A 14,754-nucleotide genomic window follows, 5' to 3' on the forward strand; every position below is an offset into this window, starting at 1 on the left:
ATATATGTTCATGTTAATTTTGCCATAGTCGACAATTTGGGGTGGCCATGTTTATTCTTAAACCAAATAACGAATATACAGCGAGAACAAGCCAAAGCCTGTCATACCTAGTAGCGCTATAGCCATCGGTATGAGTATGTAAAAACGCCATACCGCTGCTATTTTTGGGATTTGCGTCAACGTTGCACTGTAGCCGAGTTGAGACAGTGCAATAACAAATTTATTACTATCAAATGTTTGCCCGGCTAACGTAATGCTTTCACCGTTACTCACATCAATGTTTACTCTAAATACAAAAGGTCGCCTGTATTGCCTCCGGGTACTGTCACCATCGCCAGCTTTATACCAATTCCACTCAATATTAATTGATTTAATCGCAGACTTTTCTATCTGTCTAACTTGCTTGTCCTCAAAATACACTCTTGAAATAACAAGTGAATTTTCACTGATAACAATCTCATTAGGAGTCGATATACCCTGTGTATAATGCTTATCGCAAATGAGCTTTCGCCTTACAGCAGACACAGCTACCCCAAATAAGGCAACCACTATGGCCGCTACGATATTATGGCTGGAATAAAGGATAAACAGGGCAGCCATAAAACTAATATAACTTGAAGCCCAGACTTGATGAAAGTATTGCCGAGGTAAAGGCAGCATAAACAGTGTGACGGGGTATTGTAGTTTTATCGGGTCGTTAAATAACTTAATCCCGATAAAGGCTTTTACGGTATCTAGGTCGAGCGGAACTGAACTAAAGGTTGGCCAATCTTTACGACTAACGCTATCAAATTGACCGACAACATTAATCCCCTGCGACATTAACTCTTTTCGACATTGTTGCACTAATGCGGGCAACTTATGTTGCTTCACTTTTAACGATATCGATATCGGTTCAGGAAATTGAGCTTGTTGACTCTCTTTAACATGCAAAATCACTTTATAAGTATTATGCACTTCTTTTAACTCAATATTTTTTATTATCGAGTAATCAACATCTTGTTGTTGAAGGGAATAAATGGATCCCCCCCTAACTTGAAACCATGGAACTGTATTAACACATTGCGTGAGGCATCAAAACACCATCGACATTGATAACTAAACGCTACCAAGATCAACAATATACTGAGCATTAAACGCCCGACAGTTTCAGCCGAAAAAGAAAAGACACTTACCGCCAACACAACATAAATCAGATTAAAACATATAAAAATCCACTTTATTTTTTCAACGGCTGACACGATTGAAAATGATGACGCGGTAATCAATAACGTCCCTGTTAACTTGTTAAACATCCTGTTCCTTAATCGAATTTACATTTTTAAGATTGTTGTCAGTGTCTACCAGCTATATAAAGAGCCTCGTTATCGACTATTTTTAGCCATATAATTCTATTACGTCATTAACATGCCGGTAATGAACAAAAAGGATAAGCAGGTACCATATAATGGCCTACAATAACGAAATAATTTTCCACTGGTTTTGTAGATAGGCTAGTTTACAGTATCCACTCGCTTGACGAGGTTTGTTGGTTTTCGGTGAAACAGTATCAAAACGATATCCCACCCATACCTCAAGATCATGTCCACGCATCTGCGCAGATTGACGAACTAAATTATTGTTAGCGTTTTTAGCATCTTCAAACGCAAACTCGCGTCCTTCATCAATTCGGTAATTATCGATACCCAAATATGACTTGTTATAATATTTATCATGTAAGTCGGCTAAATGCATTTTTACTTGTTCATCTGTTGCTGGTATCTCAGCAAATATTGTTCTGAATAACTTTACATCTTGATTGATTACGACATTAACTGATTTTTTACACAAGGAATGCGGTTCAGATAAGTTAATTTTCTTTGCGGCTTCCATCCACTGAGCTTGCTCATCTTCAGTCGCTCCCATTGACGCTGTCGAGATAAATAGTAATAAAATAATAGCGATTAATTTGTACATGAAAACATCCTTTTAATTTTACGTTATTGCTTTACTAACGCTTAAAAACTCACAATCAATCATGTATGTAATCAATTGAATATACACTACAAAAAATAGTGTTTCACTAATATGCCTGTGACAACGACATTGACTAAAACAGGGAGTATTACGGCTATAATATTAGGCAAAAAAGCCCATGACCAATTGCCGTGCAGCGTTGTTAATGGGTAGTCGAAAAAACACAGCATGTAAACAATGTGTTTAAGCGGAAAATACATCGCATTAAGGGTAATGACTTCACCGCTCTTAAGCTCAATATCACACGCGGTAATATGGTTGCGCACATGTAAACGATGCATTTGAGATTTATATTTTACCTTTATGCGATCAATGTCATCGCGTTGTAACTCCAACTGCCCCACAGGCTTATCCATTATTGCATTCGCAGGAATGGCAATACGCTGCTGGCTCACATAGCAACGTAATGTCCCGGTAATACCGTAACGTCGCCTAACCAGCCAATAACGTCCTATTAAGTAGACAGGTAATAATCCAATGTTGATTAATACTAATGCACGAGCAAGCTCAGTATTAGGAACACTAAGAGGTAGCACAGCCAAACCGACCATCAAAATAAGCAGTAACAACGAAACGCCCAAAGACAGAGGGTAACCTATATTAGCGACATATAAACCCACGTCACTTTGCGCGTTAAAGTTACGCATCCCTTTTATGTACAGGTTATAAAACCAAGATTTATCATCTAACTCTATTATTTTGGCCATAATGATTATTAGTGAGCAATATCCTTATTAATGTACTCAAATTTTATCACCATCAACAGAATGTTCACCAATAAACCTGTTACCTTTTCCTAATAAAATATTACTCACCACTTAAATACATCCTTAAGGATGGAGCAAAAAACAAAAGGCACTAAAAGTGATAGGTATATAGTCATCATATTACAAATTGTTTTACACCTTATTGATGTTTGAATATCTTATGATCACTTAATGTTATTTCACAAAATATTGGATACCACACAACAGGGAGTTGAAATGTTAAAACCCGTACTTATGTCATTAGCCATTATCATTGCAGTGATACCAGCGATGAATGCCTATTCGGCAACATTACAAGAATTATTTTCTGAGCCTAAAGAGGTAAAAGACACAAAAAATGAATTAAGGCACTTCACGCCTGTGCAATTGATCACGGCAATTGACGATAAAAATATTCAATCAAAAGAAGTGAAAGGTAAACTAACTAGAACCAACTATGAACTGCCGCCGTCTTATACACCTGCTCATTTAATCAATAACTATAAAAATCAGCTTAACGCGCTCAATGCCGAGATCCTCTTTGAATGCGAGCAAGCAAGTTGTGGTCATGAACGTAAGCTATCTTCATTTATCTCGCCTTTGACAAATATTTCCAGTAGCTTGCCATCATTAATAACAGCACATATTACCCTGCCTAAAAAACAAGTTTATGTGTCGATATATGCGATTAGCTGGCAGAATGCTACCAATTTAGAATTGGATATTATAGAAGTCATCGCTGAGCCATTAGATTTGGTGGCCACTAATCAAAGTTATTTATCACAAGCTGTGAGTGAAATAACGGTTAAAGACAATAGCGATAAAGATACTAAAAACTCGGCTGACCACCCAATGCTTAGCAGAGTCGCTGGAGCTTACATACAGGAATATATGACTCATGGCTTTAACCAAACCATGGTACTTGCTGGAGCTAACTATAAAACGTTGGAACTGGAAGGGAAAGTTACCGATATTACATACATATTGCCACGTACTTTCTCAGAATTTGAGATTGATGCAAACTACCATAACGCATTAACCAAACTTGGTTTTACGGAAGTTTATACCTGTTTAGGGAAGGCGTGCGGAAACGAAGATACATTAGAAACTAAGATAGCATTACATTCAGCAATTGGTCGCGAAGAAAACCAATTTTATAGACTCTATAAGTTAGAAAGAGCTGAAGGTAATGTTTACGCTATGGTTTACGTTATTGGGTTTTCAGGGCGATTATCCGCTGAAATCAGGATCATTGAAGAAATCACATTAAACAATAATCGTGTGGGAATTGATTTGCAGGGCTTAACCGATGAGATAGCCAAAACAGGCCATGTGGCGCTAGACGGTTTGTTGTTTAAATATGATAGCGATGAATTACTGCCAGAAGCTTATCCGATTGTTGAAGTGGTAGCTCAATACCTACAAACACACCCTAAGCAGCTGTTTTATGTTGTAGGACACTCAGACGACCAGGGCTCGCAAGCTTATAACCAAACCTTGTCAGAAAAACGCGCGACTGCAATTAAAACCCGTTTGATCAAACAGTTCTCTATTTCTGCACAACAAGTTGAAGCCAAAGGGGTTGGTGAGTACTCGCCTATTGCCAATAATCTTGATGAAGCGGGCCAGAAACAAAACCGCCGCGTTGAGTTAGTGATACGTTCAGATAATAAATAACCTCTGCTACAGATAATAGATAATTATCTCACTGGAGAAGTAATCATAGAAAGGCAGCCTAGGCTACCTTTCTATTCACTAAGAATATTTTACTTACCAGACACAAGGTTAATACGTAGTCTGTATTTAGTCCTGAATTTAGTTCTTAACTCAATCCTTAACTCTTAACTCTTAACTCTTAACTCTTAACTCTTAACTCTTAACTTTTAACTCATTATTGTGATTAACGCTGAAGCGTTAAATAACCACAATAATATCCATCAGATTGACAATAAAACTCCGGTAATAAACCAGCAATATTCCAGTAGTACCAATGATAATATTTCGTCATTGGTACTACTGAGTCCAAGCCTGAATTAACAGGTAACTACGCCATAAGTTAGCCAGTGTTACTCGGCCCGGCAGGTGGTTATTTGCAGTATTCTGCGTTGGCCACTTTTGGCATGCTCAAGCAAGCAAGTATCAGCTTGCATAAATAATTGCACACTCTCTGGCATCTCGGTAGAGCGACCCATTAATAAACGACCATTAGTGTCTTTGTGCATTGCAGGTTCAATAGACAAGACACTGGTGTCTGTAAACGCGCTTTGAGCAATCATCACATGGTCTGTATTCAACAAACTGGCAATAGCCGCTTGTAATTCATCCACACTGGCACTATTTGGCGACGTGATTAGCGCAGGAACCGCTCTATCGTTTCCGGCCGTTGAAGTGCCACACCCCATAAAAGCCGTGGAAAACATCACTACAGCAATAAGTAAACCAGAAGGTAAACGGGACATTACATGGCTCCTGTCGACATTATCCGATTATTTTTAAGCAATGTTGAGTGACGGTCATCTTTCAACATAAAGCCCTTATCCATCATTGTTGGAGCCGCTGACACTTTAGCCGCTGATGACGTCAGCTCTGGACACTGGTTATTATCACGGTAATACAATGCGGCGCTTAAGAGTCGCTCATTGGTATCACCAAGCGCATGGTTTAAATCATCGCTTAGCGCACAACCTTCAATTTCACTGTCGAGTGTTGGACTTGTAGTGGGTACAAAACCATCTGAATAATCACCAAAACCTTTATCGTTTACGCCTTTAAATTGAATGCTAAAGTAAGTGGTACCGCAGTTTGGTGTTGGGTAAAATCCATAAGGCTTTCCGCACGTTGTGCCACCAATTTGAATCACTTCAATATCAATACCACGCAGACTATTCATCAATGCTTCACTGGCCGAGCATGTATCTGCTGTTGTTAATACATAAAGCCGCTTGAGGTTTAGTGAAGGCAGTGTAATCCCTGCACGCAGCAACCCAGTATTAAAGCCTATTGTTTCCGGAATAAACGGCGTTGGTTCGAGTATTGCTCTAGTTACGGGATCGATAGTTCGATATTTATCATTAAAACTGGTGCGTTCAAATATGCGATTATTGGTCGCGGTATCACCTGCTATCATGTAACCCAACTGACTCGCTAAGGCGAGTAAACCGCCACCGTTGTAGCGTAAATCTAGGACTAAATCTTCTACATCCGCTTCGCTTAACGTGGTGATAGCATCAAACAACCCTCGCTCTGCAGTCGCAATATGAGAATTAAATTGTAAGTATCCAATCTTGCCGCTTGCGGTTTGGATCACTTGGGTATTTTGCACCGGGGTAGAGATAACTGTGGTGGCCGACAATATGACATTGCGATCGACAATGGCATTGAGATCTCGCACGGTAAATGTCGTTTGTTTGCCACTTTGAGTTGGGAACAACCCTGCATTTAATGTATCTATGCTTGCACTATCGTCAGCATTAGCCACATTGACGCCATCTACAGCAACAATAATAGCGCCGCGATTTATTCTCGCGGCAACTGCCGGTGAATTAGGTTCGCTATAAGTAATGGTGACCTGACGAGTTACCCCCGCAGATGCATTGCGAAGTGACAGGTTAAATCCGTAACCGAATGATGCGCCAGATTGATTTAATTGCTCCCATTCATCAGTCGGCATTGAGAAATGAAACTTATCTTTTACATTACCGGTTTCAGACAGCTCATCTGTGATTAATAAATCAAAGTATTGCGCTACGGTATAAGGAGCTGGATCGCGATCGAAAATTTCATCATACCAAAGGTAAGTGTCGTTACTCCATGAGCGAAGCCAAAGCTTTTCGGTGAGTTCAGATCCAGTTTGATCGGCCTTGCACTGTAATGCGACATCCGCGTATGGAGTAAACTGGCCCTTGGTCCAAGTAATGCTACTGCTGTCTGTCACCGGAGGTGTGACATTATTACTGGCTGACTCGCTTCCCCCACCACTGCAACCTGCAACGGTTAAACTGGCGGTAACCAATAACGGAGTGATAGCTTTCCTAAAAAGTAACTGCATTAATATTCCTTTATTTTACTTTATGTTAGCCATTTGTATTACAAATAACTGCTCTAGAATGCAACAGTATATTAACGCAAATGATTTACTAAAATACAGAGAATGATCAATAAATGAATTGATTATCGCGCCGCGAGTTCATCTTACAAGAACCAATGCTTTGCTTACCAACGATATTGTTTAAGGACTGCTTTGGTAAGTTGTGTTCATCGTAGGATGAACACAAAAAAATAAACTCCATTTTTAGATGCCATAATAGCCCATATTTATCAATAGTTTACGATATAATCCATTGATAAAAGTCATTGGCTCGGTATCTATTATTTAAAGCAAACACTCATGAGCAATAAGCGTTGGGCAGCTGTATTCTACAACTCAATACCCCAGAAAAATGGCAAATATGTTCGACAACATAGTATAAAAGCTAGTTGGCGTGTTGAAAATTTGAATGGAGGAAACTAAATACACATTAATGATGAAACTGAATCTACTATTTTCAATAAATATCTAAAAACACGACAAAACTATAAATCAACCTATAGGTATCATTAACAAAATAATCCAAACAACATTAATCGACAACATTAATCGACAATATCAACTCAATAATATCAACTCAATAAAATTAATGAGCTGAAGTTATCAAAAAAACCAATAAACTAACAAATAAACTAACAAATAAACTAACAAATAAACTAACAATTAGAAATATTATTACTTAAATTAATATTTACACAATAACAAGTTATAGAATCGGCGATATAGATCCGTATTACGAGAGTAGCAGTGTCTTAAAATAATTTTTAGCAAGCCGCTTCTGATGATAAGACTTGCTAACCACTTTTAAACTTACCTCAACACTAATTGAGTTAATAACTGCGACTGAGTCAATAATGCGACACTTTTGTGTTGTTGACCATTAATACTCAGCGTGACTTGTGGGTTATCTAAAAAATCACGAGCAGCTTCTGCACTATAAATATCAGGTGTAGCAAGCTCATAACGTTGATTTTCAGCAACTTCTAATGTGAGGTACAAGGATTCAGAACGTACCCAATGGCCTGAATCATCAGCATTATCTTGAAATAAGTCGCGATAGTTAATTTCAACCAATTGTTGCCCACGGCTAAGTCCAATCGTATTTTTTATACTGACGTTCTGACCATTCACGGTTTCAACTATCATTGAGTCCGGTACTGTAATACTCGATGCTTGAGCTGGCATGCCAAATAATAGCGTTAAGCCTACGGTGGTTGAGGTGAGTAACATTTTTACAGAAAATGAAGTCGTCATAATAATATTCATCCATATTTCATACTTAACGATTAAGTATGTTGGTATTAATGTAAAAGACCTCGATATATACAAATAAATTTCAACTTTTTATATTAAAGATGACTTAATACAAATTAGTGTCACTCGTTAAGCTTTATCTTATTGTATTATTGATAGTTAGCATTTTATAAATGTAATCGGCTTTATAATGCATAGCCCCGAAATGAATTAACACACGCCAATGACAGATCATTCAACACCCTGTCATTCGACAGAAACTCAAGCTATTGAATAGCTGAATAATCGTTCAATATTCAGCCATTCATCCTTAGATAAGTCATCATTCTATCGTTTTAGCTAGATTGCGTTTTCCCCCTACATTTACAGCCGATAAAAATGAAGCGCGGTGTTTCACAGAACTCGTCAACGGATGAAGATTTAGTACACAAAAATACCGTTTAACGACTAAACTTGATCATGCCATTTATTTGAACCTTTGCTCAGATTTCAATGGTCACAGGCGTTAGATATTAATGGTCACAGGCGTTAGATAATAATGGTAAAAATCTTATTAACGTAATGATAAAAATAGTTTATTTTTTATTATTATCAGATTTGAACTACAGTAAATGAAGGCAATGCTCTTTTTATGCGGGGAAAGAATGGATAGTTTTTTCAGTTTGATGAGTAACACCGTATTGTTACTGGCACTTGTCGTTATTTATGATGCCATAAAATTACAAAAGATAGCCCCCAAGAAATATGGAAATGTCTTGAGTGGGGTTTTTATCGGAATGATTGCAATTTGTGTCATGAATAATCCTTGGGAGTTAAGGCCGGGAATATTTTTTGATACTCGCTGGGTACTGTTAAGTTTAAGTGGGCTATTTTTTGGTTTTATCCCGACATTGATTGCCGTGTTACTCGCTGCTTGTTTCCGTATTTATCAAGGCGGCGCCGGTTTATACGTTGGAACCTTAATTATTATTATCAGCTCTGCCATTGGGTTAGGCTGGCGATACTGGATGAAATCTGCAAACAAACAACCCAATTGGCAAAACTTACTGGCCATGGGGTTTGTGGTGGAGATTGGCGTTTTGCTGTGTTTATTACTCATGCCGGTGGTAGATAAATACGACATTATTCTTACAATTGGTCCGACATTATTAACGGTATATACATGTGGCACCATGCTAGTGGGGTTATTGCTAAAACAGCATCAACAAAGGCAACAAATATATCAAGAGTTACATCATCACAAAGGCCTCCTCGAAACCGAGAAAAACCTGTTACAAAGCATTATTGATGGCATTCCCGATATCATTTTTTACAAATCGGTCGACGGGATTTATTTAGGTTGTAACAAGGCATTCTCTGAAGCGTTACACCTTAAACCCGAGGATATTAAGCATCAGACAGACTATGACTTATTTGATCGTCAACAGGCAGACAGCTTTATCAAAGCCGATCGCTTTGTATTACGAGAAAACCAGCCGTGGATGAATGAAGAATGGGTCACAACACCCGATGGAATCGCCCATATTTTTAAAACCCATAAAACGCCTTTTACTAATTTGTCTGGGGAAATTGAGGGGATTGTGGGCGTAAGTCGAGATATGGCCGACCGAAAACTCATTGAAGAACAGTTACGCCGCAGTGAAAGTACTTATCGTAATATTATCAGTACCGCGCAAGATGGCTTTGTTATTGTGTCGGTGGACGGCAAAATAATTGAGTCGAATCAGAGTTTCGCTAATATGACCGGTTATACTCTCGACGAGCTGAGCAATAAACCGATTGGAGAGATCGAAACCAGTGAAAAACACCAGTATTCTACTCAAAATGTCATTAAAGTTAAGCAAACAAAGTCTATTAATTACACCTCTCAACACCGACATAAGTTAGGTCATTTGTTTCATGTTGAGGTGAGCATCAGCTTTTGGGATGGTGATGATGGGATGTTATTCTGCTTTGTTAAAGATATTTCACAGCGCATTAATGCCGAACAAAAACTGCTTCTGAGTGAATCTAAGTTTAGACATATTTTTGAACAAATACCCTCAATTTCGGTCCAAGGTTATGATAAAAACCGTTCGGTCATTTTTTGGAACCAGGCCAGTGAAAAGCTTTATGGATATACCAAAGAGCAAGCATTAGGGAAGCAATTAGAAGACCTCATTATTCCCCCACCTTACCGAGAACATGTGATCAATAACGTCAATGCATGGATTAATGAAGGGGTTCCTATTCTCGCTGAAGAATTACTCCTGCAACGTGCAGATGGTAGTAATGTAGCGGTTTATTCATCCCATACGTTAATCAACAATACCGATAATGAAGCAGAAATGTACTGTATCGATATCGATTTAAGCGCCCAAAAAAAGGCTGAAGAACAAGCTCTTACATTGTCACAAGCAATAGAACAAAGCCCAATATCAATGATATTAACTAATATCGACAGCAAAATTGAATATGTGAATAGTGCCTTTGAAAAAATTTCTGGCTACGCCGCGAGTGAAGTCATTGGCCAATCGGCCAGCATGCTAAAGTCGGGATTAACCCCAAAATCACTTTATAAAGAATTATGGAATGCTATTTCTACCGGACATGCATGGCAAGGCGAGCTGCAAAACAAAAAGAAAAACGGCGATATTTTTTGGGAACATGCTCATATTGCACCTATTTTTGATAACGCTGGCGTCACTAAACACTATCTAGCCCTAAAACAAGATGTCACTCAATACAAACAACAAGAAGAAAAAATTCTTCATCAAGCCCATTACGATAGCTTAACAGGCCTGCCTAATAGACTACTGTCACTTGATAGATTGTCGCAAATGCTTAAAGACGCCCATCGAGCCAAAAATAATGTGGCAGTATTGTTTATTGATTTAGACGATTTTAAAAAGGTTAATGACACCATGGGTCACTCTGTTGGTGATGAACTGTTGATCCAAGCGGCGGTTCGGTTAAAAAATACCATTAGAGAAAGTGATGTTGTGGGTAGGTTGGGAGGTGATGAATTTATCATTATATTGAGCAATATTAATGAACCCACTGAAGTTGAAATTATTGCCCGTAAGCTACTCGAGCAATTTTACCAGCCTTTTAGGCTCGAAAATCGTGAGCTAGTGTCAACCATCAGTATTGGTATTGCCCTTTACCCGCTAGATAGTGAAGACCCTAAAGAATTGCTAAGACAAGCAGATTCAGCCATGTACCATTCAAAGGATCGCGGCAGAAATACCTATAATTTCTATACACATCAAATGAACCACGATATGAATCGGCGCTTGAAAGTTGAAGAGCAATTACGCAGTGCATTGAAGCAAAAAGAACTCGAGGTTTACTTTCAACCTTTTGTAGATATCAAGAGCCGCAAAATTATCGGCGCGGAAGCCCTTTTACGCTGGAATAATGCTTTGCTCGGTCAAGTCACTCCTGATGAGTTTATCCCTATTGCTGAACAAACGGGACTCATTGTCACAATCGGTCAATATGTTATCGAGGTTGCATTTGCTACAGCCAAAAAATGGCAACAAACCTATAATCCTCATTTTAAAATTGCCATTAACGTGTCCCCAAAACAATTCAGGGAAAATACCTTTGTTGATATGCTTAATATCCAGCTAGATAAACATCAGATTAATCCTAGCACTATTGAACTGGAAATCACCGAAGGAGTCTTACTCAGTGGCGACGCCGTCATCGACAGTAACTTGATATCCATTAACAACATTGGTGTCAGTATCTCAATGGACGATTTTGGTACCGGATATTCGTCGCTCAGTTACCTGCGCAGTTACCCATTCAATACCTTAAAAGTAGATAAAAGCTTTATTAACGATATAACCGTCGATCCGGGCGATCTAGAACTTGTTGGTGCGGCAATCGCTATGGGGCATGGGCTCAATTTAACGGTCGTGGCAGAAGGCGTTGAAACAGAAGAGCAGTATCATCTGCTTAATGCATTGAAATGTGATTACGGCCAAGGTTACTTATTTAGTAAACCATTACCCCAAGCAGCATTTGAAGCACTTTTACAGGCGCAGGCAACAAATGAAACAGCCAATAAGAGATCTTTAATAAGACGCTGATCAAAATGCCTGTCAGCAAACTGACAGGCATTAATAAATCTATTTGGTTATTAAACTATTTCTACTTAGCTACCCGTGATAAAAACAGCATGCTGCGTTAATTACCTAGATAACTTAGTGATTAACTTAAGCCGTTTTCACTTTCCAATTCACTTTTTGTCCTGCAAAAAATGGCACGATAGGATTGCCGTTTGGCAGAATAATCTCTTCTGGTACCGTCCATTCTTGCTTCACTAGCGTCACAGTGCCGCTGTTGCGTGGTAAGCCATAAAAGTCTGCGCCATGTAAGCTGGCAAAACCTTCTAACTTATCTAATGCCCCTAAGTTATCAAATACTTGTGCATAGAGTTCTAATGCACTCCAGGCACTGTAACAACCTGCGCAGCCACAGGCTGACTCTTTGCGGTGTTTTTCATGCGGGGCAGAATCAGTACCTAAAAAGAATTTACTTGAGCCTGTCGCCACAGCAGCTTGCAATGCATGCTGGTGAATGTTGCGTTTTAATACGGGTAAGCAAAAGTTATGCGGACGAACACCACCGACGAGTAAATCATTACGATTTAACAATAAATGCTGTGGGGTAATGGTTGCAGCAACATTAGCTGAAGCCTCTGCGACAAACTCAGCCGCTTCTTTAGTGGTGATATGTTCAAACACCACTTTAAGGCTAGGAATGGCTTCGACAATGCGCGATAAATAGCGATCGATAAACATCTTTTCGCGATCAAAAATATCAATATGCGATTCTGTTACTTCACCATGTACTAATAACAACATGCCTTGTTGCGCCATAACCTCAAATATCGGAAACAACTCATCCAAGGCTTTAACTGCTGCATCTGAATTTGTGGTCGCACCTGCTGGGTATAACTTTCCAGCCACTACCCCTGCCGCTTTGGCATCGATAATATCTTGAGCGCTGGTATTATTAGTTAAAAATAGCGTCATTAACGGCTGAAAACTACTTCCGGCTGGGCGCGCCGCCAAGATACGATCTCGATAAGCTAAAGCCATTGTAGCGGTCGTTACTGGTGGGACTAAATTAGGCATCACAATCGCGCGTTGAAACAGTCTAGCCGTTGCAGGAACCGTTTCACCTAGCATATCCCCATCTCGAAAATGAAGATGCCAATCATCGGGAGTGGTTAAGGTAATTTGCGTCATGTGGGTTCCTTGGCTTAAATAACAGATTGTTAGCCGTTATTGTGCCTGAATTCACTTTTTCTTAATAGATGCATAATTTGAACGCTGACTTTGCTATAGCAAAAAGTCATGCCATTTATAGTAAATATTTCACGATTCATGCAGTTGCGAGCCCATAAAACCGGCGGTAACGCTCTATGCTATTATGTTGAAAGCATCTTTTTATAGGGGGAATTAAATTGTTAGCTAATGCCGGATTTAGATTACAGATAAGTGTGCACCTTATTAGCGTCATCACGATAATGATGGCTGTCTCTGGCTGCAATCAAGCTGAGGTGATGAAAACCCCCGATAATATTCAACCACTCGTACAAGAAACGCTAATTGATGGCGTATTGTCTAACGATGCCAGTATGGCTGTCACATTAGGCAGAAGCCGTACATTATCGATTTGGGATGTGGCAACAAGCCAACTATTACGCCAATGGTCTGACGATGACTTTGATGAAACCAATTATCTGCTGGCGTTGTCTGGTAACAAACAATTCCTTGCGACGGCTGGCAAACAAAAAATATCCGTTTTTAACCTTGAGACAGGCAAATTAGATATACGTTGGCCCGCCCACGGATTTAATCCCGATGCCAGCATTTCGAGCCTTTTTCTGAGCCAAACAGGCAGCACTATTTTGGTGGGGATGAATGATGGTTCAATCACAGTGATACAACGAAGTAGCATGACAATGTCATTGTTTAAACAACACAGCGCCGCCGTTAATCATGTTGAGCTATCAGGCTTTGAACAACAGGTTTTATCGACAGGACTTGATGGTGATGTCCATATTTGGGCTGCTTATAGCGGTGAGTTGATCAGCAGTTTCTCACGTCCTCAACAAATCACCAGCGTGAGTTTTGATGACGCTAATCGGCGCTTATTTATTGCCGATGCACTCGATAACAATGTCATTATCGATACCCAAACAACGCAGCCAGTAAGTCATCTAGATTACCTTGAGCGCTATCGCTATTTTCGGCAGGCGTTATTCGTCAATCACGGCAAAAACTTAATTACCGCAACGTCAAAACAAAGTGTTATCTATTGGGATGCTTCATCAGGAAAAGAGCTTTCTCATTGGGATATCACCGCCTATAACACTGGCACTACGGTATTTTCAATGGTGATCAAACCTAATGGTAAGCTATTGACCTTAAGCTCAGATGGCGCACTTGAGACCTGGAGCTTATAAGTTTATCTCCACCAGAGATAATAAAAAATCATAACAGCGTTATTTGATTTGCATTGTTCGTGTGATTGACTGGCAATTGGCACCTCATAGATACAGGCACTGTTGGGCGTATCACTGGTAATCAATAATCTCTCGGATAGTAACCGTATGAATCAATAGCATCACTAAACAGTCACTAACAATTC

At 39.3% G+C, this 14,754-nt stretch carries 10 protein-coding genes; 3 read left to right on the plus strand and 7 right to left on the minus strand.

All coding sequences use genetic code 11. The features are described from left to right. Nucleotides 1-57: 57 nt before the first annotated feature. The 3 genes from CXF88_RS06795 to CXF88_RS06810 all read right to left on the minus strand — a co-directional run bounded on the left by CXF88_RS06795 (nucleotide 58) and on the right by CXF88_RS06810 (nucleotide 2,723). Nucleotides 58-957, minus strand: a complete 900-nt coding sequence (locus tag CXF88_RS06795) for a hypothetical protein (RefSeq protein ID WP_101086141.1) — start codon at nucleotides 955-957, stop codon at nucleotides 58-60. A 495-nt stretch (nucleotides 958-1,452) separates the two neighbouring features. Next, nucleotides 1,453-1,956 carry a hypothetical protein gene (locus CXF88_RS06805; RefSeq protein ID WP_101086143.1) on the minus strand — a complete coding sequence of 168 codons (504 nt, stop codon included), beginning with the start codon at nucleotides 1,954-1,956 and terminating at the stop codon, nucleotides 1,453-1,455. 86 nt (nucleotides 1,957-2,042) lie between these two features. Continuing rightward, a complete protein-coding gene (locus tag CXF88_RS06810; protein WP_101086144.1) occupies nucleotides 2,043-2,723 on the minus strand; it encodes a hypothetical protein in 681 nt (226 codons plus the stop codon). A 276-nt stretch (nucleotides 2,724-2,999) separates the two neighbouring features. On the opposite strand from CXF88_RS06810, the gene CXF88_RS06815 reads away from it, so the two are divergent. Beyond that, complete coding sequence (locus CXF88_RS06815; RefSeq protein ID WP_101086145.1) at nucleotides 3,000-4,439, plus strand: OmpA family protein; 1,440 nt, start codon at nucleotides 3,000-3,002, stop codon at nucleotides 4,437-4,439. 389 nt (nucleotides 4,440-4,828) lie between these two features. On the opposite strand, the gene CXF88_RS06820 is transcribed toward CXF88_RS06815, so the two are convergent. From CXF88_RS06820 to CXF88_RS06830, 3 genes are all read right to left on the minus strand, one after another. Next, the gene (locus CXF88_RS06820) at nucleotides 4,829-5,221 is read right to left on the minus strand and encodes a hypothetical protein (RefSeq protein ID WP_101086146.1); all 393 of its coding nucleotides are present in this window, start codon (nucleotides 5,219-5,221) and stop codon (nucleotides 4,829-4,831) included. Beyond that, nucleotides 5,221-6,810, minus strand: coding sequence for a S41 family peptidase (locus CXF88_RS06825; protein ID WP_101086147.1), 1,590 nt, complete (start codon nucleotides 6,808-6,810; stop codon nucleotides 5,221-5,223). Before CXF88_RS06825 ends, CXF88_RS06820 begins: the two co-directional genes overlap by 1 nt. An 849-nt stretch (nucleotides 6,811-7,659) precedes the next feature. Continuing rightward, the gene (locus tag CXF88_RS06830; protein ID WP_157822782.1) at nucleotides 7,660-8,103 is read right to left on the minus strand and encodes a DUF2057 family protein; all 444 of its coding nucleotides are present in this window, start codon (nucleotides 8,101-8,103) and stop codon (nucleotides 7,660-7,662) included. 644 nt (nucleotides 8,104-8,747) lie between these two features. On the opposite strand from CXF88_RS06830, the gene CXF88_RS06835 reads away from it, so the two are divergent. Then, a complete protein-coding gene (locus tag CXF88_RS06835; protein ID WP_197708414.1) occupies nucleotides 8,748-12,182 on the plus strand; it encodes an EAL domain-containing protein in 3,435 nt (1,144 codons plus the stop codon). A 126-nt stretch (nucleotides 12,183-12,308) separates the two neighbouring features. Here the strand turns inward: CXF88_RS06835 and pyrC are convergent, their stop codons facing one another. Continuing rightward, nucleotides 12,309-13,346, minus strand: a complete 1,038-nt coding sequence (gene pyrC / locus CXF88_RS06840; protein WP_101086150.1) for a dihydroorotase — start codon at nucleotides 13,344-13,346, stop codon at nucleotides 12,309-12,311. 218 nt (nucleotides 13,347-13,564) lie between these two features. Here pyrC and CXF88_RS06845 point away from each other — a divergent pair, with 218 nt between their 5' ends. Next, nucleotides 13,565-14,569, plus strand: coding sequence for a WD40 repeat domain-containing protein (locus CXF88_RS06845; protein WP_242445108.1), 1,005 nt, complete (start codon nucleotides 13,565-13,567; stop codon nucleotides 14,567-14,569). Nucleotides 14,570-14,754 lie beyond the last annotated feature (185 nt).

Origin of the sequence: Shewanella sp. ALD9, assembly GCF_002836315.1 — a bacterium.
GTDB lineage: Bacteria > Pseudomonadota > Gammaproteobacteria > Enterobacterales > Shewanellaceae > Shewanella.